The sequence below is a fragment of the Pseudonocardia sp. Cha107L01 genome (assembly GCF_052566575.1).
Genome location: NZ_CP199579.1, coordinates 2,323,965 through 2,345,804, shown reverse-complemented (window position 1 = coordinate 2,345,804; position 21,840 = coordinate 2,323,965). Strand labels below are relative to the sequence as shown.

21 protein-coding genes are annotated in these 21,840 nt (G+C 69.9%); 5 read left to right on the top strand and 16 right to left on the bottom strand.

What is annotated here, in order from left to right:
• Nucleotides 1-507: 507 nt before the first annotated feature.
• The 7 genes from ACTXG6_RS11200 to ACTXG6_RS11170 all read right to left on the bottom strand — a co-directional run bounded on the left by ACTXG6_RS11200 (nt 508) and on the right by ACTXG6_RS11170 (nt 8,423).
• A complete protein-coding gene (locus ACTXG6_RS11200; RefSeq protein WP_445187705.1) occupies nt 508-1,584 on the bottom strand; it encodes a GNAT family N-acetyltransferase in 1,077 nt (358 codons plus the stop codon).
• A complete protein-coding gene (locus ACTXG6_RS11195; protein ID WP_445187704.1) occupies nt 1,581-1,844 on the bottom strand; it encodes an acyl carrier protein in 264 nt (87 codons plus the stop codon). The genes ACTXG6_RS11200 and ACTXG6_RS11195 overlap by 4 nt, the downstream gene beginning before the upstream one ends.
• Nucleotides 1,834-3,486 (bottom strand): amino acid adenylation domain-containing protein, encoded by a 1,653-nt coding sequence (locus ACTXG6_RS11190; RefSeq protein ID WP_445187703.1) that lies wholly within the window; start codon nt 3,484-3,486, stop codon nt 1,834-1,836. The genes ACTXG6_RS11195 and ACTXG6_RS11190 overlap by 11 nt, the downstream gene beginning before the upstream one ends.
• The gene (locus tag ACTXG6_RS11185) at nt 3,483-4,508 is read right to left on the bottom strand and encodes an LLM class flavin-dependent oxidoreductase (protein ID WP_445187702.1); all 1,026 of its coding nucleotides are present in this window, start codon (nt 4,506-4,508) and stop codon (nt 3,483-3,485) included. Before ACTXG6_RS11185 ends, ACTXG6_RS11190 begins: the two co-directional genes overlap by 4 nt.
• Nucleotides 4,509-4,724: 216 nt before the next feature.
• Entirely contained in the window at nt 4,725-6,512 is a 1,788-nt protein-coding gene (locus ACTXG6_RS11180) for a carbamoyltransferase family protein (protein ID WP_445187701.1), read from the bottom strand.
• A 304-nt stretch (nt 6,513-6,816) separates the two neighbouring features.
• Nucleotides 6,817-7,752, bottom strand: a complete 936-nt coding sequence (locus ACTXG6_RS11175; protein ID WP_445187700.1) for an NADP-dependent oxidoreductase — start codon at nt 7,750-7,752, stop codon at nt 6,817-6,819.
• Nucleotides 7,749-8,423: a TetR/AcrR family transcriptional regulator gene (locus ACTXG6_RS11170; protein WP_445187699.1), complete on the bottom strand. Its 675-nt coding sequence runs from the start codon at nt 8,421-8,423 to the stop codon at nt 7,749-7,751. The genes ACTXG6_RS11175 and ACTXG6_RS11170 overlap by 4 nt, the downstream gene beginning before the upstream one ends.
• A gap of 98 nt (nt 8,424-8,521) precedes the next feature.
• On the opposite strand from ACTXG6_RS11170, the gene ACTXG6_RS11165 reads away from it, so the two are divergent.
• Nucleotides 8,522-9,067, top strand: a complete 546-nt coding sequence (locus ACTXG6_RS11165) for a YceI family protein (RefSeq protein ID WP_445187698.1) — start codon at nt 8,522-8,524, stop codon at nt 9,065-9,067.
• A gap of 5 nt (nt 9,068-9,072) precedes the next feature.
• Nucleotides 9,073-9,618 carry an NADPH-dependent FMN reductase gene (locus ACTXG6_RS11160; RefSeq protein WP_445187697.1) on the top strand — a complete coding sequence of 182 codons (546 nt, stop codon included), beginning with the start codon at nt 9,073-9,075 and terminating at the stop codon, nt 9,616-9,618.
• 177 nt (nt 9,619-9,795) lie between these two features.
• Here the strand turns inward: ACTXG6_RS11160 and ACTXG6_RS11155 are convergent, their stop codons facing one another.
• The 5 genes from ACTXG6_RS11155 to ACTXG6_RS11135 all read right to left on the bottom strand — a co-directional run bounded on the left by ACTXG6_RS11155 (nt 9,796) and on the right by ACTXG6_RS11135 (nt 14,322).
• Nucleotides 9,796-10,017, bottom strand: coding sequence for a hypothetical protein (locus ACTXG6_RS11155; RefSeq protein ID WP_445187696.1), 222 nt, complete (start codon nt 10,015-10,017; stop codon nt 9,796-9,798).
• A gap of 175 nt (nt 10,018-10,192) precedes the next feature.
• Nucleotides 10,193-11,200, bottom strand: coding sequence for an isopenicillin N synthase family dioxygenase (locus ACTXG6_RS11150; RefSeq protein WP_445187695.1), 1,008 nt, complete (start codon nt 11,198-11,200; stop codon nt 10,193-10,195).
• Between the two features lie 31 nt (nt 11,201-11,231).
• Nucleotides 11,232-12,227 carry an isopenicillin N synthase family dioxygenase gene (locus ACTXG6_RS11145; protein WP_445187694.1) on the bottom strand — a complete coding sequence of 332 codons (996 nt, stop codon included), beginning with the start codon at nt 12,225-12,227 and terminating at the stop codon, nt 11,232-11,234.
• A complete protein-coding gene (locus ACTXG6_RS11140) occupies nt 12,224-13,462 on the bottom strand; it encodes an amidohydrolase family protein (protein ID WP_445187693.1) in 1,239 nt (412 codons plus the stop codon). The genes ACTXG6_RS11145 and ACTXG6_RS11140 overlap by 4 nt, the downstream gene beginning before the upstream one ends.
• A gap of 290 nt (nt 13,463-13,752) precedes the next feature.
• Nucleotides 13,753-14,322 (bottom strand): helix-turn-helix domain-containing protein, encoded by a 570-nt coding sequence (locus ACTXG6_RS11135; RefSeq protein WP_445187692.1) that lies wholly within the window; start codon nt 14,320-14,322, stop codon nt 13,753-13,755.
• A 168-nt stretch (nt 14,323-14,490) separates the two neighbouring features.
• Between ACTXG6_RS11135 and ACTXG6_RS11130 the strand changes: the two genes are divergently transcribed.
• Nucleotides 14,491-15,807: a hypothetical protein gene (locus ACTXG6_RS11130; protein WP_445187691.1), complete on the top strand. Its 1,317-nt coding sequence runs from the start codon at nt 14,491-14,493 to the stop codon at nt 15,805-15,807.
• A gap of 111 nt (nt 15,808-15,918) precedes the next feature.
• Nucleotides 15,919-16,332: a hypothetical protein gene (locus ACTXG6_RS11125; protein ID WP_445187690.1), complete on the top strand. Its 414-nt coding sequence runs from the start codon at nt 15,919-15,921 to the stop codon at nt 16,330-16,332.
• A gap of 258 nt (nt 16,333-16,590) precedes the next feature.
• On the opposite strand, the gene ACTXG6_RS11120 is transcribed toward ACTXG6_RS11125, so the two are convergent.
• Together ACTXG6_RS11120 and ACTXG6_RS11115 are read right to left on the bottom strand one after the other, a co-directional pair.
• Entirely contained in the window at nt 16,591-17,196 is a 606-nt protein-coding gene (locus ACTXG6_RS11120; RefSeq protein WP_445187689.1) for a hypothetical protein, read from the bottom strand.
• A gap of 142 nt (nt 17,197-17,338) precedes the next feature.
• Complete coding sequence (locus ACTXG6_RS11115) at nt 17,339-18,832, bottom strand: flavin-containing monooxygenase (RefSeq protein ID WP_445187688.1); 1,494 nt, start codon at nt 18,830-18,832, stop codon at nt 17,339-17,341.
• Between the two features lie 125 nt (nt 18,833-18,957).
• On the opposite strand from ACTXG6_RS11115, the gene ACTXG6_RS11110 reads away from it, so the two are divergent.
• Nucleotides 18,958-20,214: a PucR family transcriptional regulator gene (locus ACTXG6_RS11110; RefSeq protein ID WP_445187687.1), complete on the top strand. Its 1,257-nt coding sequence runs from the start codon at nt 18,958-18,960 to the stop codon at nt 20,212-20,214.
• Between the two features lie 38 nt (nt 20,215-20,252).
• On the opposite strand, the gene ACTXG6_RS11105 is transcribed toward ACTXG6_RS11110, so the two are convergent.
• Together ACTXG6_RS11105 and ACTXG6_RS11100 are read right to left on the bottom strand one after the other, a co-directional pair.
• Nucleotides 20,253-21,038, bottom strand: a complete 786-nt coding sequence (locus ACTXG6_RS11105; RefSeq protein WP_445187686.1) for an SHOCT domain-containing protein — start codon at nt 21,036-21,038, stop codon at nt 20,253-20,255.
• Between the two features lie 120 nt (nt 21,039-21,158).
• Nucleotides 21,159-21,770: a TetR/AcrR family transcriptional regulator gene (locus ACTXG6_RS11100; protein ID WP_445187685.1), complete on the bottom strand. Its 612-nt coding sequence runs from the start codon at nt 21,768-21,770 to the stop codon at nt 21,159-21,161.
• Nucleotides 21,771-21,840: the final 70 nt, after the last annotated feature.

Below are 21,840 nucleotides of genomic sequence, written 5' to 3'. Positions count from 1 at the left end.
GCGCCGCCGCATCCGAGACCTACTCAACGACCAAGAAGGCTGGCCCTGGGCCAAGGCTGGTGCGCATCAATCATTGCGTGTGTCGCGTCAAGGTTGCGCCAGGGCCCGGATCGAGGTGGTGACCCTCGTTCCACGCTGGCTGGGTCGTGAAATCCGCCGGTCACGAGGAGGGTCGGGATGGACAGCCTCGGCTACACGATCATGATGATCGGGGTGTTCGTGGGTCTAGCTCTGGTCGTGCGCGCGATTCAGTACCTGGCTGACCGCCACGGGTGGGCCGAGGGCGATCCCGGGTCCCGGTCCGCTCACTCTCCCGGCCCCGTGCAACCCCCATGGATGGACCATGTTCGTTGACTCGTTGCGGTCCCGCGCCGTTCTGGTCACTGGAGCCGGCGGAGGCGTTGGCCTAGCGCTGGCCTAGCGCTTGCAGGACAGCTGGCCGCGGCGGGATGGACCGTGATCGTGCACGCCGGCACCGCCGAGGCCGGCGACGGACACGAATGCGCGCTACCTGGGCAGCCAGACGTCGCTCTCGAGCCCTGTCAGCAGCGCCTTGCTCGAACGGACCGCATCACAGAGGGCCTCATTGCGCGAATGGACGAGAAACCGCACACGCGAAAACATCATCGCGCGCCGTGGGAGAACCTCGAACAACCATGGCTCAAGCCTGCCCACCACAGCCGCGGCATTAACATCCTTCGCCCTACGCAGCACATGGCGGAACAGCAGCTCCTCGTTGCCAGGCGTTGCCGCGAGACCTAGGACGCGATAGATGTCGCTCGGCAGCAGAGAGGCGATGTACCAGCCCAAGGGCTGCCCTCGGGCGTCTCGAACGAAGCTCTTGACGAGCTGGCCGTTGGACCGAGACCGGCCGATCTGATCGAAAAGCCAACCGAGCGACTCGGCGTCGTAGTCCGGCCAGAGGTCGAACTGCTGAGGTCCGAGACGGAGGTTGTCGATCAAGAGTTGGGGTGACAGCTGCTCCTCGGTGTGCTTCTCTAGATCACTGGTCCCGTCGGTTTTGTCGAAGCGGGAGTACACGGCATCCAGTGGCCGACACAAGGGCCGGGCCAGTGGCAGCCGCTGCTGCCTGCCAAGGTGCCAGAGCTTGAGGCCGACCGCCGCCCGCACCGGGTGCAAGAGATGTAGCCAGGTCACCGAACCGAGGTGGTACATGGAACCGCCGAGGCGTTTCCACATTTGCTCGGTGGCACTCCCGGCGGTATCGGTCATGGTGAGGTCTTGCGGTCCGGCCAGGTACTTTCGCAGTAGCAGGCCGCCGGCTCCGAATTGTCTCGCTTTCGGTGAGACAACCAGCGAACTGCTGCACGCCAGACGCACGGACCGCTGCTCGAACCGCATCCGATGCACCAGCGACCCGATGAAGCCGAGGATCTCTCCATCGGAGCCTTCGAACACCAGCGAGGGAATGGACGGGTCCGACAATGGCTGGCCGAGGAACACCTGCTCGAAGGCCATGCGCAACTCGTCGACGGCAGCAACATTGGGCACTGCCAGATAGGAGCGGTACAGCGGGACGACCTGAGATAGATCATCTTGACGCAGGCTCCGAATGCGGCTCATCGCACCGGTTCCGCGCCGAGCGAGGCGAGGAAGTCGGCGATGGAGGCGACGCTGCGGAACCGGTCGATGTCGAACTCCTCGAGCGGCAGCTGGACCGCGAAAGTGTCCTCGAACGCAACGATGAGCGTGACGAGGGCCATCGAGTCGATCAGGCCGGCGCCGAGGAGGTCGGCCTCGGCGTCGGGAACGTCGATGCCGGCCTGGTCGGACATGACCGCGGCCACCTGGTCCCGCAGTTCATCGTGGACGTCAGCGTGCATCGGGGCGACCTCCGGGTGATCGTCTCGTCGTCGGCCGAGTCGACTTGGTCGCCGCGGCCGCGGCGAACCGCTCGCGCAGTGCCGGACGATCGATCTTGCCGTTGATGTTCTTGGGGAGCGCGTCGAGGACCTCCCAACGCGCGGGGAGCATGTAGCGCGGGATCAGCGCGGTGACGTGCTTGCGCATGTAGGCGACCGGGAGCTCGGCACCGTCTGCCACCGAGTACGCGCAGCAGATCGTGATCCCCTCGAACCCGCCGGTGTCGACGCCGACGACGGCGCACTCCCGCACGCCGACCACGGTGTTGACCGCGGCCTCGATCTCGCCGAGCTCGATGCGGTAGCCGCGGCTCTTGATCTGCGAGTCGGTCCGGCCGAGGAAGTGCACGATGCCGTCCTCGTCGACCCGGGCCAGGTCGCCGGTGCGATAGATCCGCTGGGTCGGGTCCTGCGGGTCGGCGCGGAACGCCGCCGCCGTCTTCTCCTCGTCGCGCCAGTAGCCGGGCGAGAGGCCGACGCCGCCGATGTACAGCTCGCCGATCCCGCCGACCGGCGCCGGGGTGTCGCCGTCGAGGACCACCAGGCGCTCGCCGTCGCAGGGCAGGCCGATCGGCACGGGCACCGACTCGTCGGGCGGCACCTCTTGCACGTCGTAGAAGCTCGACGCGATGGTGGCCTCGGTCGGGCCGTAGAGGTTGGTGAACCGCACGTGCGGGAGCCGCCGCATCCAGTGCGCGAGCACCGGGGTCGGCAGCACCTCGCCGCACCACAGCAGGCGCTCCAGCGCTGGGAACTCGTCCTGCGCCACGGCGTCGAAGCGCGCCAGGTAGGTCAGCACGCTGGGCACCGAGAACCACTGGGTCAGCTCGCGGTCGCGGATGAAGCGCGCCGTGCCCTTCGGGTCGAGCCCGAGCGACGCCGGCACGAGGTGCAGCGCCGCGCCGGCGGCGAGGGTCGCGTAGATGTCGAACGTCGAGAGGTCGAAGTGCAGCGGCGGGTGCCCGGAGATGCGGTCGCCGGCGCGGGTCCCGAAGTGGCGCAGCGCCCACTCGACGAACGCCACCACGTTGGAGTGCTCGATCATCACCCCCTTCGGCACCCCGGTGGAGCCCGAGGTGAACAGGAGGTGGGCGAGGTCCGTCTCGCGCTGGATCGACTCAGTGGGCGCCTGGGCGGGCAACGACGCGAGGTCGTCGCGGGCGAACACCGACGCGAACCGCTGACCGGCGAGCGGCTCCGCGAGGGCGCCGACGGCCAGGTCGCCGATCCCCTCCTCGACCAGGCCGTCGACCAGGGCGGTGGCGGTCGCGTCGGCGAGCAGCAGCGCGGGCTCGGCGGCCCGCACGATGCGCGCAACCCGGGCGGGCGGGCTGGCGCTGTCCACCGGGACGTACGCGCCGCCCGCCCTCAGCACGGCGATCAGCGCGGCGATCGTCCACGGGGTCTTCGCCGCGAGCACGCCCACCCGGTCGCCGGGCTTGCAGCCCTGCTCGACGAGGGCGTGCGCGAGCCGGTTGGCGGCCGCCTCCAGCTCGCCGTACGTCATCACCTCGTCGCCGAGCACCAGGGCGGTCGCCTCGGGCGAACGCTCGGCGGAGCGGGTGAGGTAGTCCTGCAGCCGGTCGATCTCGGGAGCGTTCACGCCCGGGCCCCCACGCGGGAGAGCACCGTCCCGGTGTGCTCCAGCTCCTCTGCCGAGGGCGGGATGTCGAGTACGAACACGCGCGTCCCCTGGTCGACGTAGTGTGAGACGGCCGCGCCGACCCGATCGTACGAGCCGACCAGATACGGGCAGAACGTCTGGTAGTTCTTGAACGGACCCAGCCAGTAGGGGTCCGGCTCCCCGGAGTCCGCGGCGTCCCCGGAGCCCGACGGGGTCGCGGGGCCGGCGGCAGCACTGGCCCGGGCCAGCTGCTGGTGCCAGTGCGAGTCGCTGGTCCGCATGGCCATCGCGTGCGCGACCTGGCCGGCCCGGTCGCCGGGGAAGCGCTCCTCGGCCACCCGCCAGGCCTCGGCGGCGTCCTCGCGGGCGATGATGCCCACCCGCACGCCCCCGCCCGGCGCGGCGTCGGGGACGTCCTGGTCGAGCGGCTCGGGGTAGCGGATCGGCACCGCCCCGATCTCGGCCGCGGCCGCGCGCCCGGCCGGCGACGACCCGGAGATGAGCACCTCGGGCATCAGCGCAGCCGGCAGCGCCGGCCCGAGGCGCAGGTTGCGCACCTGGTGCCACCGGCCCTCGTGGGTCACCGTCTCGCCGCGCAGCAGGCCCAGGAGAATCTGCGTGTACTCGACGGTGCGGGCGTAGCGGTCGTCGTGCTCGGTCTGGTCGCCGAGCGCGATGAGGTCGTTGCGGAAGCCGCCGGCCAGCATGTTCAGGTGCACCGCGCGGCCGTGCAGGTAGGCCAGCGACGACACCATCGACGCCGCGGTGTACGGGTGCATGTACACCGGCTGCACGGCCACCAGCGGCGCGAGCCGCTCGGTCGCGGTCAGCACGGTCTGGGCGACCAGCCACGGGTCGGCGATGCCGTTGTCGGTGTAGACGAGCATGCCGGTGCAGCCGGCCGCCTCGCTCCAGCGAGCCGTCTCGGCCACCGCCGCCGCGTAGCGCTCGGCCGGCACGTCCTTGGACTGCGGGCAGGTCGAGTAGATCTGCAAGGTCACCGGGTCGGTCCCCCCTGGCTGTGCCTCACCCTGCCGACCCGGCCGCGGCGAGGGTGTCGGGACCGGTCTTCTTCGCGGGCCGCATTGGCCTGGTCGTCGTCGTCCTCCCCGCCTAGCGGGAAGCGGTCGACGATCCACCTGAGCACGTTCATGGTTTGCCTCTGGGTTGGTCCTGGGCGGCTCGTCGCGGGGCACGGCGGCTCGACTGGCCGTGCCTCACCCTGCCGACCCGGGGACGGGGGCCGGCGGGTCGATCATCGTGGTGGGCTCGACGACGAAGCCCTCGATGTAGAGCCGGTCGAGCGCGATGCGCGAGAAGGTGTCGATGGCCGTCGCCGGATCCATGATCAGTGGCTGGCCCTTGACGTTGAACGAGGTGTTGACGACGCAGCCGGTGCCGGTGCGCTCGCGCACCCCGGCCAGCAGCTCGGCGAACGCCGGGTTCAGCTCCGGCGTCACCGTCTGGATCCGCGCCGAGTCGTCCTCGTGGACGATGCCCGACAGCGTCGCCCGGGCCTCCGGGCGCACCTGCGCGGTCGCCAGCATGTAGAGGTCGGGGGCGAACCCACGCGTGACGAACAGCCGGTCGCGGTCGTCGACGTGCACGGCCGGGGCGAACGGGCGGAACGCCTCGCGGAACTTCACCGCGCTGTTGATGCGGTCCTTGATCCGGTCGCCGTCGGGGCGGGCGAGGATCGAGCGGTTGCCCAACGCGCGCGGGCCGAACTCCATCCGGCCCTGGAACCAGGCGACGATCCGGTCGGCGGCGATGTCCTCCGCCGCGGCGGCCACGTAGTCCTCGCCGAGGCCCATCTCGCGCCACGTCAGGTCGGGCCGGGCCTCGAGGGCCGCGCGGACCTCGTCACGCGAGTAGCCCGGCCCCAGGTACGGGTCGAACGGGCCCTTCGCGGGGTTCAGCGGGCCCTGCTCGACGGCGGCCGCCCAGGCCGCGCCGGGGGCGGTGCCGTCGTCGCCGGAGGCCGGCTGGACGAACATCCGGTCTACGCCCGCCAGCGCCGCGAGGGCCTGGTTGGACTTGCAGTTGAGGAAGGTGCCGCCGGCCAGACACAGCGACCGCTCCCCCGTGCGCTCCAGCCAGTGCCCGACGAGCGCGACGAGCAGCTCGGTCAGGCAGTCCTGCAGCGCAGCGGCGAAGTCGGCCTCGTCGCGCTGGATCGACCCGTCGGGCGGGTTCGGGGTGAAGGTCTGCTCCGCGAGCAGCGCGCGGGCGTGCGGGTAGCCCTGCGGGGCGTCGGCGAGCGCGCCCTTCGGCCAGTCGATGACGACCGAGCCGCGTTCGGCGTCGAAGCGGGCGAGCTTGCGGAAGACCGAGCGGAACCGCTCCGGGTCGCCGTAGGGGGCAAGCCCCATGACCTTGTACTCGTCGGAGTTGAACTGGAACCCGAGGAACCGGGTGCCGATCCCGTACAGGACTCCCAGCGACGCCGCGATCGGCTGGCTGTGCAGCTTCTCCAGCTCGGTGCCGCGGAAGCGCCAGACCGAGAGCGACTCGACCTCGCCCATGCCGTCGGAGACCACCGCGAGGCCTTGGTCGAACCCGCTCGGGACGACGGCCGACAGCGCGTGGGCGCGGTGGTGCTCCACCGGCCGCAGCCGCTCGGCGAGGACGTCCCACCCGTGCTCGGTGAGGGCGTCGGCGACGGACCGCGAGGTGAGGACGTCGTCGAAGTGCTGCTGCGACAGGACGAACGCCCGGCGGTGCCGGTCGTAGTCGAAGCCGTGCGCGACCACGTCGACCGCCTCGGGGGCGATGCCGGCCGAGTCCAGGCACCACGCGATCGCGTGGTGCGGCAGCTTGCCGGTGCCCTTCTCCCCCGTGAAGCGTTCCTCGGACGCCGCGGCGACCAGCTCGCCGTCGACCAGCAGCGCCGCGGCGCTGTCGAGCCCCTGGCAGATCCGCGCGTCCAGCGGACCGATGCCGGGGTGGTCCTCGAGGTGACGGGCCTGCGATCGGGGCAGGCCACTGAGCCCCAGGACGATCATGCGATGTTCCCCTCCACGCCGGTGATTCTCGTTCCAGTGTGCCGGGGTCGACCACTGCGCCACTCGCGCCGGTCGTAGTAGCGCTCGTCGTCGTACGGATCGTAGTCATACCGGTCGTCGCCGCGACGCCCAGATATGGCCATAGGCCGCAGTGCCGGGCGCAACGCTCACACATCCCGCGGGCCAGCGCAAGCCTGAGGCCGCTCGGTAGCGCATCAGCCCCACGAGGCTGCCGCGTGGGTGGTTGGCCGGGTCCGGCGGGAGGTATTGCTTGGCTGGAGCGACGCCAGGACTGCTGCCGGCGTCAGCTCGGGATGAGCACGATCTTGCCCCGGGTGTGCCGCCGTTCCAGCTCGGCGAACGCGTCGGCGACCCGATCGAGCGGGTATGTCGCGGCGATCGGGATCTCCACCGTTCCGGCTGCGACGAGGTCGGCCATCTCGGTGAGGACCTCCGGAGTGGAGGCGTCCTGGCTGCCTTCCGCCTTGGTGCCCAGTTCCTGTGCCTTCTGGAAGGAGATGATGGTCTCCACGCGGTCGGGCGGGAGCCCCAGGTCGAGCGCCAGTTGGACGTAGTCGGGGCCGAACAGGTCGATGAAGGCATCGATCCCGTCCGGCGCGGCTTGGCTCAGCCGCTCGCCGAGCCGGTCGCCGTAGTCCACCTGCTCCGCGCCGTGCGCCGCGAGCCACTCGGCGTTGGCCGCGGATGCGATGCCCAGGACCCGCACGCCCCGTGCCGCCAGCAACTGCACAACGACGGTGCCGACGCCACCGGCAGCGGCGGAGACGGCGACCGTCTCGCCCGGCTTCGGGTCTACCGCCCGCACGGCGGCGTACCCGGTACACCCGACAACGTAGAGCGAACCGGCCGCCGGCCAGTCGAGCCCGGGTGGTTTGGTCACCAGCTGGGTGGTCGGCACGGCCACGTGGGTGGCGTGGCTGGAGCGCTGCCAGGAGTAGCCGAGCACCTCGTCGCCGAGCGCGAGGTCGGTCACGCCCTCCCCGGTCGCGGTGACCACCCCGGCCAGGTCGCTGCCCTGACCCGAGGGAAAGGTCGCCGGAAGGCGCTCGTGCATCATCCCGGACCGGATCGCGGCCTCGCCCGGGTTGATCCCGGCCGCGCGGACCTCGACAAGCACCTCACCGGCCGCCGGTACGGGCATCGGCACATCGGCGACGTAGAGAACGTCTCTGCCGCCGTAGCGGTCGAAACGAACAGCGCGAGCCCGAGCCGTCGTCATGATGTCTCCTGTTCGGTTGCCGGTTCGTCACTCCCGGGCGCACACCGTGGGCCGAGTCGGCTCAGGACCTGGTCGATTCCGGCTTTCAGCTGCGCCAGGGACTGCCTCCGCTCACGGCGCTGGTAGAGGAACAAGCTGGCCCCGACCATGGCGATCAGCGCATCCACCAGGTACTCCGGGTCGATCTCGAGGTCGGCTTCACGCAGCAGCTGCCCCAGGTGGACCCGGTAGACCCGGTAGGCGGGGACGTTGTAGCGGGCGGTGGGGCTCCGAGTCTCCGACAGCGCGGCCAGGTCGGCGTGCCGCTCCATCTGATCAAGAACACCGTGCAGGAACGCGCGAGCCCGCGCTAGGGGCGGCGCGCCAGGGCCCAGCGGTGGTGGGCCGAAGATGAACGCCTCCTGGAACAACTGCTCGTCGTCGTCCAGCAGCGCCTCGGCCAGCCCGCCGCGATCCCCGAACCGGCGGTACACGGTGCCCACCCCGACGCCCGCCCTGGCCGCGAGCCCGTCCATGGACAGGCAACCGACCCCGCCGTGCTCGGCCATCAGCGCGCGGGCCGCCGCGAGCAGCTTGCGCCGGCTGCGCGCCGCGTCGGCTCGCTCGGCGGGCGGCTGCCCGACGACGGGCAGGTCGGTCCCGCCCGACCCCGCGCCTCGCCTTGCCGCCATCACCCATCCACCCTAAACCCGGGTTGCATCCGGAACTTTCTCCGCTTAGTCTAGCAAAACGGAGAAAATTCCGGTTGTTTCTACTTGGAGGTACCGAGATGACTCTCAGCACGCAGTCCCTGGTCGGCACGTTCGTCGCCGACACCGTCCACTCGTCGTTCCGGTTCACCGTCCGACACATGGGCATCGGCAAGTTCAGCGCCTCGTTCGACGACTTCGACGCCACCGTGGTGGCCGACGACCAGGGCGTCCGCCTGGCAGGCAGCGTCCGCGTGGACTCCGTCTCGATCAAGCAGCCGGACTTGCGGGCCCACGTGGTGTCTGGTGCCGACTTCTTCGACGGGTCCAACTACCCCGAGCTGACGTTCCGCTCCACCAAGGTCGTACTGGACGACGACGGCACCGCCCAGGTCGACGGCGAGCTGACGATCAAGGGCATCACCAAGCCGTTCAGCGCCACCGGCACCCACCAGCCGGTGACCGAGGACGCCTTCGGCGGCCTGCGTAGCGGCGTGGACTTCGAGGCCACCGTGGACCGGCGCGACTGGAACTTCGGCTGGCAGGCCCCGCTGCCCAAGGGCGGCGACGCGCTCGGCTGGGAGGTCACCCTGACCGCACACGCCGAGCTGGTCAAGCAGGCCTGAGGGCCGTGGTGAAGATCCTGGGCGTCAGCGGCAGCCTGCGCGAGGCGTCGCACAACCGGCGGCTGCTCGAGGTGGCCGCCACGGAGCTGCCCCCTGAGGTGAGTTTCGAGATCTACTCCGGGCTCGGCGACATCCCCCCGTACCGCGAGGAGGAGGAAGGCGGCTCGACACCCGAGTCCGTCGGCGCGCTACGGGATGCGCTGAACGCCGCCGACGCCGTGTTGCTGGCCACGCCGGAGTACAACGGCTCGATACCCGGGCTGCTGAAGAACGCACTGGACTGGGCATCACGGCCGTTTCCGGACAACTCGCTGAGCAACAAGCCGGTCGCGGTGATCGGCGCATCGACCGGGCTGTTCGGCGCGGTGTGGGCGCAGGCCGATCTGCGCAAGGTGCTCAGCACAATCGGCGCCACGGTAGTCGATGCCGAGCTGCCGGTCGGTCAAGCCCACGACGCCTTCGCCGATGACGGCCGACTGGCGGACCCGGACCTGCACAAGGCGCTCGCGGACATCGTCAGACAACTGGTCGAGGCGGCGAACGCGGCCTGACGCCGAGGTCCGGACCGCCACGCCCGCCCCGAGCCGAACCCGGGCGGGCGCGGCGGCCGGCTCCGCCCATCCGCCAAGCTTCAGATCTCGCTCGATCGACTCGCGGCCCTCGTCGAGGCGTCCTGACGCCGAACCGAAGAGCGTCGGCTCCAGCCATCGCCCGGGACGCGCGTCTGATCAGGGTGCGAGAACGGTGTTGATCCGGAACACGTTGCGTTCCGGATCCAGCAGAACAGACTGGTACCAGCCGTAGCTGGTTGTGGCGGGCTTCTTGACCAGTTCGGCTCCCATCTCGACGGCGACGTCGGTGAGCCGGTTGACCTCGGCGGTGTCGGTGACGTCGATGTTGAGCAGCCCGCGGACCCCGGAGTCGGCCCGGTGCTCCTGTAGTTCGAGCACTCCGTAGACCTCCGGTGCCATGAATCCGATGGAGCTGGCCCCGGTGTCGAAGCCGCGGACACGGGGTTGCGCATCTCCGGTATCTCGGTGAATCCGAACAGCCGCGCGTAGAAGTCCGGGAGGGTGTCGAGGTCTCGGACGAACAGGTTGACGTAGGTGAGGGTCGCGGGGTGCATCAGTCGACGCTCGCCAGGGTGTTCTGCTGGGTGAACTTCAGGTAGAGGTATTCGCCGTTGCGGACGGGTCCGTACTTGGCGGGGTGTTCGGCGTCGACGCAGCTGTCGATGCACTCGATGACGGCGTCGTAGTTGGGCTGGACGAAGTAGGGGATCGAAACCCGGGTCTGGGTCGCGGCCACCTCGCGGGGCGGGTTCACTACCCGGTGCATGGTGGAGACCCATTTGTCGTTGGTCCAGCGCTCCAGTGAGTCACCGAGGTTGACCACGAATGTGCCTGCCACGGCGGGGACGTCGACCCAATCACCCGCCTTGTTCTGCACCTGGAGCCCTCCGCCGGGCACGTCCTCCTGCCAGAGGATGGTCATCGCGGTGTAGTCGCTGTGGGCTCCGCCGCGCAGCTGGTTCGGCTTGGGCTCGTTCGGCTGGGTCGGGTAGTGGTTCGAGCGCAGCAGGCTGATGTGGCGGTCGACCTTGTCGACGAAGAAGTCCTGCGGCAGGTCCAGAGCGGTCGCGAAGATCTGGAACATCTCCAGGGTCAGCCCCTCCATGGCCCGGTAGTAGCGGCGGTAGATCCGCTCGAAGTCCGGGTGCTCAGCTGGCCACAGGTTCGGCGCGAAATGCGCACCGGCGGCGTCGCACGTGTAGTACGGGTCCCCGGTGGGGACGTCGAGCGGGCCGATGTCGAACGACTCCTTGAGATCAGCTGGCACCGGCTCGTCCTCCAAGAGCCCGAGCCCTTCCTGCTCCACTCCGCTGTAGCCGCGGATCTGGCCGGCTTCCGGGCGGGCAACGGCGAGCTTGGTCTCCAGCGGCGACTCGAAGAATGTCGTGCTCGTGCGGTACATCTCCTCGACCAGGTCCTCGGGGACGCCGTGCCCTGAGATCACCAGGAAGCCGATATCAGTGCACGCTTGGGCGACCTCCGCGGCGACAGCGGCACGCTCGGTCGGAGTGCCGGATCGGAACGGCGCGATGTCGATGACGGGGACGGATAGGAGAGTCATAGCGGATCCCTTCTGTCGGTGTGGATGCGGCTCAGGTGACGTTCTGGGTCGTGACGAACAGCCGGCGCAGATGCGCCCCGGAGGTGATCGGCTCGTAGCGCGGCTCGGCTCCAGGCTCGAGACAGGTCGGGATGCAGCGGATCTCCGCGTCGTAGTTCGGGTTGTGGAAGAAGATCAGCGACTGCCGCCTGCTCCCCGCGACGTGGTCGGCGTCGGGGTTGACGACGCGGTGCAGCGTGGAGACCCACCGGTCGTTGGTCCAGCGGGCCAGCAGGTCGCCGATGTTGATGATGAAAGCGCCGCCGACGATCGGGACGTCGACCCATTCGCCGGCCGCGTTGCACACCTGCAGCCCGCCGGGGCGATCCTCGGTGGCCAGGATCGTGAGACTGCCGTAGTCGGAGTGGGCACCCGCGCGCAGCTGCCCGGGGAGCGGCGCCACCTCCGGCTCGGGATAGTTGCGCACCCGCAGCCGACTGATGTGTTTGTCGATCTTGTCGGCGAAGTAGTCCTCCGGCAGCTCCAGAGCCGCGGCGAAGATCCTCATCAGCAGGGCCGCGAGATCACCCATGGCCCGGTAGTAGGCGGAGTAGGTCTCCCGCAGTCCCGCCGGGGCGTCCGGCCACAGGTTGGGGGCGAAGTGCCGGCCGGCTTCGGGGGTGGAGGCGTACCCCGAGTCCGGGGCGTCGACCGGGCCGATCATGAAGCTCTCGTTGAGATCGCCGGCGGTGGCCGTGGCGTCGCGGGATCGCCCGACCGATTCGCCCTCGATGCCCACGTAGCCGCGGGACACGTCGGGTGCCGGGCGCTGCACCCGCGCCTTCTCCTCGAGGGGACGGTCGAAGAACCGGCGAGTCACGTCGCCGACCTCGGCCAGCATCCGCTCGGGGATGCCGTGGCCGGAGACGACGAGGAACCCGATGTCGCGGCACGCGGCGTCGACCGCGGCGGCTACCTCGGCCCGGCCGGACGCTCCGCCCTCCCGGAACGGCCCGATATCGATCACAGGTACGGACAGCAGAGTCATGCGAGGGCTCCTGGCTGGTGAAGGACGGGTAGTTCTCGGGTGAAGGTGAGGCGGCCTCGCTTGAGGCCCCAGCGGGCGGGCGCGATCCGTGCGACGGCGTCCGCACCGTCCGCGGCGTCCAGACAGACCAGGTCGGCGGGGGCTCCCGGCGCGATGCCGTAGTCGGGCGTCCGCATGACCCGGGCAGCGTTGGCGGTGACCAGGCCGAGGCACTGGTCGAGTTCGGTGCGGCTGCCGGCGTGGGTGACGTTGGCGTAGAGGTTCGCCATCCGGATGAGCGAGCCGTCGCCGTAGGGCGTGAACGCGTTGAGGACGTTGTTGGTGGCCACCGAGCAGGCCGCGCCGCGGGCCAGCAGCGGGGCGAGCGGCACCACACCGCGTGGTTTGGCGGCGCGGACCGCACGGCCCATCAGGAACAGGTCGGTCGCGGGCAATACCGTCATCGCCACCCCGGACCCGGCCACGAGATCGCACAGGGCGTCGTACTCGTCAGGCGGCAGCAACGACAGCTGCGTGACGTGCCCGACCGTGACCCGCCCCTCCCAACCCTGCGCGACGGTCCTCTTGCAGACGTCCGCCAGCTGCATCGCGTCAGTGGTCTCGGCCAGGTCGAGGTGCAGATCGACGTCGACGTCGAAGCGGCGGGCCAGCTCGAACACCCGGTCCAGCTGACCCGGCGGGTCGACATCCGCGTAGGGCGCACCGCCGACAACCGGGGCTCCCCGCTCGAGCGCATCGACGAGCAGCGCATCGGTACCCGGGCAGTTCGTGAGTCCCTCCTGGGCGAAGACACAGACCTGCACGTCGACGGCCCAGGCCAGGTCGGCGGCGAGGCGCCGCACCGCGTCCAGACCCCGAGTGCCGACCGCCGGATCGACCTCCACGTGGGTCCGGATCCGGGTGGTGCCCTGCAGGACGCAGGCTTCCAGCGTCTCCCGGGCCCGCTCGTACACGTCCTGCTCGGTGAACGCGGCCTTGATCCGCGCGGTCTCCCGGATCGCCTCGGCAAGGGTGCCCTCGACCTGCACGCACCGGTCCGCGGTACGCGACTTGTCCAGGTGCAGGTGGGTATCGACCAGCCCGGGCAGGACCAGGCGATCCCGCGCGTGGAGCTCCGGGCAGTCGGCGTCGATTCGGGTGGCGACGGCGACAATCCGACCGGCCTCGATACCGATGTCGACCGGTCCCGGGCCGGCACCCGGTAGTCGGGCCCGGCGTACTACCAGCTCCAGCATGGCGATCCCCGTCCGGACGGACCGGTCGAGGGCAGCAGAAATACACCGCTGTGGGAGGCGGCTCGGCTGCGGGACGACCGGGCTGATGGGCTACCTGCGCCATCCCGTCGCGGAACACGGCGGTGACAGCACCTCGGGATCGATCACATCCCGGCGATCACCCCGGAAACGCCTGCGGAGCGGTCCCTGGGACCTGCCTCCGGCGCCCTAGAGCGTTCACCCCATCAACGTTAGGCACTTTTATGTCGCGGCAAGTGTTGGTGTGTAACTGCTACGTAAATGGACCGGAGTCAGCGAGAAGGATTGTGCTGCACCAACAACATGCACATCGGGCCTTCGCTCGTGACTCGCCAGCGGTGTCGCAAACCACCCGCGTAGTAGAGGGTGTCGCCGTCGCCGAGCTTGTAGATTCCGCTGTCCTCGACGTCCATCTCGAACTCGCCCTGGAAGACGTAGATGAACTCTTCGCCGTCGTGGACGTAGTACTCCTCGAACTCGGTCGGCCCGGCGCGGAACTCCACCGGCAGCATCGCCCGGCTACCCCGAACCAGCCCGCGCGCCAGGCCGTCTCCATGTGCGACCCGGACGTTGTCCGGCGCCTCCCGACGCACAACGCCCACCGCCGCGTCCTCGGGCAAAGCCATCAGCATGTGCGCGGTCGTGCCCAGAGCTGTGGCCAACGACGTCAACGAGCGCATGCTCGGCCGCGCCAGCCCGCGCTCCACCTGGCTGATGAAAGGTCGGCTCAGGCCACTCAGCGCGCCCAGCTCAGTGATCGTGAAACCCAAGGTCGTCCGACGGTCACGAACAGCCTGACCAAGCGACTGCTGAAGAGCGTCTACGTCGGCATCGTCAGGCACCCGAACAGGCTAACCCACACCCGGACCTGATCATCGGCACTCAAGGCTGGCGCAGATGTCGGCTCCGAACGACTCGCCTAGGTGTCCGTGATCAACCACGGCGCCGCCGGCTGTAGGGCGCCCACGACGTCCCGGACTATCTGGCGTCGGTGGCTAGGCTCTGGATGCATGATCGGGCTGACGGCGGCGGCGTTTGGGATCGCCTGGTGGCTTGGTTTGTATCTACTGGCCCGGGACCCGGGTAAGCCGGTGTTGCGGCGGGCCGGGCTCGGACTGTTCGGTTACGCCGGCGCGGTGGTCGTTGATCAGCTGGGGTTGGGCGGCGTGGCGCACGTCGAGGTTGTTCTGGTGTGCTTGCCGGCGCTGGCGTGGAGCGGGGTGTTCGTGCTGCTGGCCGACGACTCCGGCGCTGTTGATCGCTGGTGGCGGTTCGGTTTGCTGCCGTTGTGGGCAGTGTCCGCCGCTGGCGTGCTCGCCGGGTTCGAGCCGGCTGTGATCGCGCTGGCTGTGCTTGCCGGGCTGGCGTTGTCCGGTGGGGTGGTCGCGCTGGTCCGGCGCTGGCCGGTGGTGCGCCGGCGTGACCGGGTGGGGTTGGTATTGGTCGCGTCGCTGATGGTGATGCTCGTCGGGTGGCTGTTGTTGCTGGGCTTCGAGGTGGTCCCGAGCGGGCTGCTGCTGGCCTGTATGGCGCCCGATCTCGCGGCGTTGGGTTGGGTGATCGCGGCCTTCGATGCTTTCGACGAGGGCGAGGTGCTTGCGCCGGACATGCTCCGGTCCGCGCTGGTGGCAGCGATCGCGGCGGTGGTGTTCGGTGGGCAGGTCGGGATCGCCATGGCGCTGCGCGGGGAGTCACTCCTCGGGTTGCTCTACGGCACGGTCGCCGCCGCGATCGCGGTGCAGGTGCTGGCTACCCCGCTGCAGGCCGGCGTGGACAGGGTCGCGTTGCGCTCGGGGCGACTGCGGCGCGCCCGGGGCGAGTTGCGTGAGGTGGCTGACGCGTTGGCCCGCAAAGACTCCGCGAGCCGGCTGGCCGAGCTGGACGAGGCGGAGTTCGCGCGGCTGACGCGTCGCGCGCTCAGTCATTACGGCGATCTGGGCAAGCTGGTGTCCAACCCACTGGTGGACCTGCCGGTGATCGCGACCCGGCTGGCGGACAGGCGGGCGACGGACGCGCCGCTGGAGCGGGCGACCGAGCTGAAGAGCGTGCTCGGTGAGTGCATCGCACAGCTCAAGCCGAACACCGACGACGAGTTCGGTACCAGCGAGGAGTGGCGCTACTACAACGCGCTGTACTTCTACTACGTGCGCGGCATCCGCCCCTACAGCGTCCGGACCAAACGCGCCGATCTCGACCCTGTGTGCCGGCGCGCGCTGTCCTGGTTCGCCGACCAGGTCCCGCAGCGGACGCTGCACAACTGGCAGACCACTGCCGCCCGGATCATCGCTCGTGAGCTGCGCTCGGGAATCGGCGAGTCCGTGCACTAACCAATCCCGGTCATCACGTTGGTGGCAGCGGTTGGCAGCGGAATGCGTGGCGTTGGCAGTGGGCGTTGGCGCAGCTTGGAGGCGTCCAACGCTCGAAAGAGAGGTCACGCCATGACGACGTCCGAGCTGTCACACCGAACGATCCGACCCACCCGGGAGCTGCGCACCCTGCTCACGGTGAACGGCATCGCGAACGTAGCTGGCGGCGCGCTGCTGCTGCCGCTGGCCGGCACCTTCGACGCGCCGACCGGGCTGTCGCCGAGTCTGCTCGTCGGATTCGGTGTGTTCTATCTGGTGTACGGAGCCGCGATGTGGTTTGCCGCGACCCGCCCCCGTCCGCGCCCGGCCGCGATGGTCGCGCTGATCGCGGTCAACCTGGTGTGGGCGATCGACTGCCTGCTCATGGTGGGGACAGTCCTAGCCCACCCGACAACGCTCGGCTCGGTCCTGCTCGCGGCTGAGGCGGCGACCGTCACCGGGCTCGCCGCGCTGCAGCTCGCCGCGGCGCGGCGGTGGCATACCTGACGGGGGTACGCCGAGCGAGCCGATGACTGGGCGCCGGGGCGTTACGAGCGAGGTTCGGCCCGCGGAGTGAGCAGGACGATCGGGATCGTGCGGTCGGTCTTCTGCGCGTAGGCGGTGAATCGGTGGGTGCCGGCCTGCACCCCGACGCTAGGGTCTGCCAGGAGATTCTTGAACCATGCCGGTCATCGTCGGCGCCACCTTTGGAGGCGACGACGACGAACTCGTCGCCCGAGCGGCCGTAGATCAGACAGGTGCGGCTCAAGACCGCCGCGAGTGGCTGGCACTACTGGAGAACGCCGGAGGCCAGGGTTCGCGGGTCAGCCCGGGGGGAGCCCAGTAACCTCGAACCGCACCGTTTTGCGGGAACGGACCGTTGGCGGAGCCGTCGTCGGACCGGTGCTGCAGAGCCCAGACACCGCCGTTCTGAGACATCAGGATGCCGCCTTCCGACGCGGCCAGGCGCTCGGTGATCGCCTGGTACTCGTCCTGGCTGTCGCACAGCACCACTAGGTAGCCAGGTGCGCCGACCTCGGCGGGCGGGGTGTGCTCGACCACGCCGATGCGGGGCGCTGGCCCCTCGACCGACGGACTAGACAAGATCATCAGCTCGCGTGGCGAGCCCGCCGGCATCGGCGTCTCGCGCACGGCGAACGCCACCATCGCCGGGAAGGCAGCGGGCGGCGCCGGGTTTGGGTCGGTCAGACTGAGCTGGTGGGGCTTGCCCTTCTCGTACAGCACTGCGCGAGGGGAGAGCCTGGCGACGATGGCCTTGAACTCAGGGAGCGAAGCCACCGCGACCCGAAAGTGGCCCTGGCCGTCCGGCCCAACTTCCAGTTGCTCGCCGTTCACGCCCATATCGCCCATGACTGCTCATTGTCGCCGACTCGCAGTCGATACGAACGGGCAGGTCAGCTCCGACACTGCCCCGGCGCGCTGGCTTCGCGAGCAACCCCGTGAGTGGCGAGTGGTCCTATCGGACCACTCGCCACTCACGAGGTACGAGCACTCAGCCCTGGGAGGCGACCGCCGCGACGGCACGGCGGCTGGCGAACCGCAGCGCGTTATCCTCGACCGGGCCCCGGCGCAGGCGCTCGACGTCCTGCTCGTAGGCGTGCTCCGCGGTCCACGGGCCGCGGGTGCCGGCCTTGGGGAAGGCCGCGATCCGGCGCTGCACGTAGCCGGAGCTGAGGTCCAGCAGCGGGCCGCGCGCCTGGTCGGCGTCGTCCAGCACCGGGACCACGGTGTCCTGCCCGGTCGCCGCCATGTGCTCGAGCAGCCGGCAGAAGTGCTCGCAGACGAGATCCACCTTGAGCGTCCAGGAGCTGTTCGTGTAGCCGACGGCGAACGCGAAGTTCGGCACCCCGCTGAGCATCATCGACTTGAAGACCACGGTCTCGGACAGCTCCACCGGTGCCTCGTCGACGCTGAGGCCGATGCCGCCGAGCGGCATGATGTTCAGCCCGGTGGCGGTGACCACGATGTCGGCCTCGAGCTCGGCGCCGGACTCCAGCAGGATGCCGGTCGGGGTGAACCGGTCGATTCGGTCGGTCACCACGGACGCGCCGCCGCTGGAGATCGCGGTGAACAGGTCACCGTTCGGCACCATGCACAGCCGCTGGTCCCACGGGTTGTAGCGCGGGCCGAAGTGCGTGTCCACGTCGTAGCCCTCGGGCAGCCGGCGGCGGACGTCGGCCATCAGCAACCGGCGCGCCAGCTTCGGGAAGCGCTGGCAGAACTTGTAGATCGCGCGCTGCTGGCGGATGTTCTTGCGGCGGATGATCGGGTACGCGCGATCGGCGCCGAGCACCCGGTTGAGCAGGTTGGCGATCGGGTCGGCGGCCGGCAGCGACAGCACGTAGCTCGGCGAGCGCTGCAGCATGGTGACGTGCTCGGCGCGGCCGGCCATCGAGGGGATCAGGGTGACGGCGGTGGCCCCGCTGCCGATCACCACGACCTTCTTGCCGGTGTAGTCGAGGTCCTCGGGCCAGTGCTGGGGGTGCACCACGGTGCCGGTGAAGTCCTCGATGCCGGCGAAGTCCGGGGTGTGGCCGGCGGCGTAGTCGTAGTAGCCGGTACCCGAGAACAGGAACTTCGCGCTGAACTCGACCACCTCGTCACCGCGGCGGGCGGTGACCGTCCAGCGGCCGGTCGCGGAGGAGAAGTCCGCGCTGAGCACCCGGTGACCGAAGTGGAGGTGCCGCTCGAGATCGTTCTCCCGGACTGTGTCGTGCAAGTAGTCCAGGATGAACCGGGCCTCGGAGATGGAGTTGCGGTGCGTCCACGGCTTGTGCGCGAAGCCGAAGGTGGGCATGTCCGAGTCCGAGCGGATGCCGGGGTAGCGGAACAGGTCCCAGGTGCCGCCGATCGCGTCCCGGCCCTCCAGCACGGCGAACGTCGTACCCGGCGTGCGGGACTTCAGGTGGTAGGCCGCGCCGATCCCGGAGATGCCGGCGCCCACGATGAGGACATCGACCTGGGTGGTGGTGGTTGGGCTGCTCATCGTCGTGCCTCCCGGTTGGATCGGCCTGGCTCTGATGGGGCTCACGCTACGAGCCGACAGCGCTCACCACCATGTTCGAGCAGCCATAGTTGGCCTGCGCATATGTGCGGGTGCACACTGGTCCGATGGCCGATCGCACGGTCGACGAGCTGATAGCCGACGTGGCCGACCTGCTGCTGGCCGACCTGGACGACCTCGGCGCCGAGATGGACACCGCCGAGCTGCTGCTCACCCCAGAGCTGGGCGCGGACATCGCCATCGCGCAGGAGGTGTCGGCCAGCAACCGGGCCAACGCCGAGCGCATCCTCACCGCCCTGGCCCGCCGCGACGGCCGGCGCCCTCGGATCGAGGTCCCGCCGGAGGCACTGGACGTCGTGCGCACGGTGGTGCGGCGCGGGGTGGACCTGGACGGGGTGTTCCAGGCCTACCGGCGCGGACAGAACATCGCATGGAAGCGCTGGATGGCGGCGGCCGCCCAGGTCGTGCCGCCCGGTCCCCAGCTGATGAAGGTGCTGGAGATCTCCTCGGGCTTCCTCTTCGACTACGTGGACGAGGTGATCGCGCGGGTCCTCGACGAGGCGCAGCGCGAGCGCGAGGAGGTTCTCGGCGGTGCGCTGGCCCGGCGGATCGAGACGGTCCGGCTGATCCTGGACGGCGCCCCGATCGACCGCCGCCGCGCCGGCGAGCGCCTCGGCTACGAACTCGACCGCCGCCACACCGCGCTCGTGCTCTGGACCGAGACCGGCGAACGCGCCGACGAGGGCACGCACGGCGCACTCGAGTCGGCTGCGGGACTGCTGGCGCACGCCGCCGGGGCGCACCGGCCGCTGATCTTCCCCGCGGCTACCACGGCACTCTGGGCGTGGCTGGGCACCCGCACCGATCCCGAGCCGGCCGCGCTGCACGCCGCGATGGCCAGCGCGCACCCCCGGGTCCGGGTCGCGGTGGGACCGACGCGAGCGGGGATCACCGGGTTCCGCCGCTCGCACGAGGCCGCGCTGACGGTGCAGGGCCTGCTCGCCGGCCGGTCGGGTGGCGAGCGGCTGGCGTTCCACCAGGACCTCGAGGTCACCGCGCTGGCCGCGCACGACCGGGCCAGGGCTGCCGAGTTCGTGGCCGCCACGCTGGGCCCGCTCGCCGAGGACACGGCCTCCGCCGCCCGGCTCCGGGAAACGCTGCGGGTGTTCCTGGACGAGGCCGACAACGCGCCGCGCACCGCCGAGCGCCTGCACACCCACCGCAACACCGTGCTGCAGCGGGTCGCCCGCGCCACCGAACTGCTCGGCCGCCCACCCGGCGAACGCCGGCTCGCGCTGGAGCTCGCCCTGGAGCTGGCCCACCGGATCGGCCCCCGCGCCCTCACCCGCCCCGCCGCGGAGTAGCCGCACGCGCACGTCGCGCGCTGCACCGCGGTAGCGGCTCAGAGCCGGCCGAGCAGTTCGGCCTTCTTAGTGGCGAACTCCTCGTCGGAGAGGATGCCGCGCTGATGCAACCCGGCTAGCGACTCGATGTCCGCGACGATGGTCGCGGAATCCCCGGACGCGCCGGACGCGGGCTCGGGTGCCTGCGCCTGAGGTGCGGACTGCGGTGGGTCGGGCCGGTACTGCGGGGCGGGTGCGGCGGTAGGAGTTTCGGCCACCTGCTGCGCACCGAGCTCGGACAGGCTCGATACGTCGAAGGTGCCGAACTGGCTGGTGAAACTCGCCGAGCCGTGTCGGCCGTCCTGCTGCTGTTGCACGCCACCGATGTGGTGCTTGCCTGTGTCGAAAACCTTTGTGACGCCGTTGTTCTGGATCGCCAGCCGCTGGGTGCTCGGGAAGATCGCGTAGCGCGCGTCGTTCTGCCCGCCGGATGCGCTGGGAACGCCGAGGTCGGCAGGCCACCAGTTGGCAGAGGTGAACCCGACTTGGTAGTCCGTGGTCGAGGCGGGAAACACCGGGGTGGTCGTTAGCAGTTGGGCCAACTCGCTGCACAGCGCATCGACACGCGCCTTGAGCGCGTTGTCGAACATGTTGCCGACCATCGTCATCCCGCCCCGCATCCATTGCCCGGACCCGCCGAGCTCGGGGATGGAGAACTGGGCCATGGTGCCGCCGCCGGCGTTCACGGCAAAAAGCATGGCCAGCACCGACTCGCCGGAGAGCTCGTAGCGTTGTGCGATGTCGGCGATGGTGTTTTCGGCTTCGGGGGTGATCGTTGCCTTCATAGTCACGAATCCTCGGTTGCCCTGCGCCGGCGGAGTTCCCGTCTTGCCAGACGCTAAGCGTGAACCGGCCGGTGGCCGTGGCCACCCGATGTGGTTCTGGTTCCGGCCTGCCTATCTCGGTCACGGGCTGTGCTCATGGCGCTGATCACGGCGCGGTGACGCGGTGCCGGTGTCGTGTGGCCATACGGCGCTCAGCACGCGATCTGGCCAGTCGTCGGGGATGCCGGCGATGGTGACGTAGCGGCCGTAGAAGGAGCCGATGAGCATGCTGGTGAGCGCGTCGAGGTCGGTGGAGTCCGGGAGGTCGCCTGCCGCCAGTGCTTGCCGGAGCAGCGCCCGTCGCGGCTCGACGATGCGGGTCTTGAAGAGGTGGAGCAGTTCGGGGTGGCGTTCCTCCTCGGCGAGCAGTGAGCCGAGGATGGCCAGCGCGGGGATGGCCCGCAGGTTGCTGTGGAAGTTCTCCAGGATCGCCAGGGCGTGGGCGCGCGGGGACGGGGCGCCGGCGGGCGGGTCCTCGACCCGTAGCGAGCCGATCACCGCGGCGACCAGCTCCGCCTTGTTCCGGTACCGCCGCCGGAGGCTGGGCACGGTGGTGCCCGCGGCGGCCGCCACCGATTCCAGCGACATGCGGGCGTAACCGAGCTCGCCGAGCTGGCGGGCCGCGGCTGACAAGATCGCCAGGTCCAGGGCCGGGTTCCTCGGCCGTCCGGGCTTCGTCTGCGGATCGTTCATTATATTCTGAGTGTATATCGTAATGTAATTGCCTCAGGGAAAGGACCGCCATGATCGAACCTTCTTCCCC

What these genes read in the sequence shown, in the direction of transcription:
- ACTXG6_RS11100 (WP_445187685.1), bottom strand. Translation starts at nt 21,770, where the DNA reads ATGAACGATCCGCAGACGAAGCCCGGACGGCCGAGGAACCCGGCCCTG.
- ACTXG6_RS11120 (WP_445187689.1), bottom strand. Translation starts at nt 17,196, where the DNA reads ATGGGCGATATGGGCGTGAACGGCGAGCAACTGGAAGTTGGGCCGGAC.
- ACTXG6_RS11145 (WP_445187694.1), bottom strand. Translation starts at nt 12,227, where the DNA reads ATGACTCTGCTGTCCGTACCTGTGATCGATATCGGGCCGTTCCGGGAG.
- ACTXG6_RS11200 (WP_445187705.1), bottom strand. Translation starts at nt 1,584, where the DNA reads ATGAGCCGCATTCGGAGCCTGCGTCAAGATGATCTATCTCAGGTCGTC.
- ACTXG6_RS11150 (WP_445187695.1), bottom strand. Translation starts at nt 11,200, where the DNA reads ATGACTCTCCTATCCGTCCCCGTCATCGACATCGCGCCGTTCCGATCC.
- ACTXG6_RS11195 (WP_445187704.1), bottom strand. Translation starts at nt 1,844, where the DNA reads ATGCACGCTGACGTCCACGATGAACTGCGGGACCAGGTGGCCGCGGTC.
- ACTXG6_RS11140 (WP_445187693.1), bottom strand. Translation starts at nt 13,462, where the DNA reads ATGCTGGAGCTGGTAGTACGCCGGGCCCGACTACCGGGTGCCGGCCCG.
- ACTXG6_RS11110 (WP_445187687.1), top strand. Translation starts at nt 18,958, where the DNA reads ATGGCCGATCGCACGGTCGACGAGCTGATAGCCGACGTGGCCGACCTG.
- ACTXG6_RS11165 (WP_445187698.1), top strand. Translation starts at nt 8,522, where the DNA reads ATGACTCTCAGCACGCAGTCCCTGGTCGGCACGTTCGTCGCCGACACC.
- ACTXG6_RS11125 (WP_445187690.1), top strand. Translation starts at nt 15,919, where the DNA reads ATGACGACGTCCGAGCTGTCACACCGAACGATCCGACCCACCCGGGAG.
- ACTXG6_RS11115 (WP_445187688.1), bottom strand. Translation starts at nt 18,832, where the DNA reads ATGAGCAGCCCAACCACCACCACCCAGGTCGATGTCCTCATCGTGGGC.
- ACTXG6_RS11130 (WP_445187691.1), top strand. Translation starts at nt 14,491, where the DNA reads ATGATCGGGCTGACGGCGGCGGCGTTTGGGATCGCCTGGTGGCTTGGT.
- ACTXG6_RS11180 (WP_445187701.1), bottom strand. Translation starts at nt 6,512, where the DNA reads ATGATCGTCCTGGGGCTCAGTGGCCTGCCCCGATCGCAGGCCCGTCAC.
- ACTXG6_RS11170 (WP_445187699.1), bottom strand. Translation starts at nt 8,423, where the DNA reads ATGGCGGCAAGGCGAGGCGCGGGGTCGGGCGGGACCGACCTGCCCGTC.
- ACTXG6_RS11175 (WP_445187700.1), bottom strand. Translation starts at nt 7,752, where the DNA reads ATGACGACGGCTCGGGCTCGCGCTGTTCGTTTCGACCGCTACGGCGGC.
- ACTXG6_RS11105 (WP_445187686.1), bottom strand. Translation starts at nt 21,038, where the DNA reads ATGAAGGCAACGATCACCCCCGAAGCCGAAAACACCATCGCCGACATC.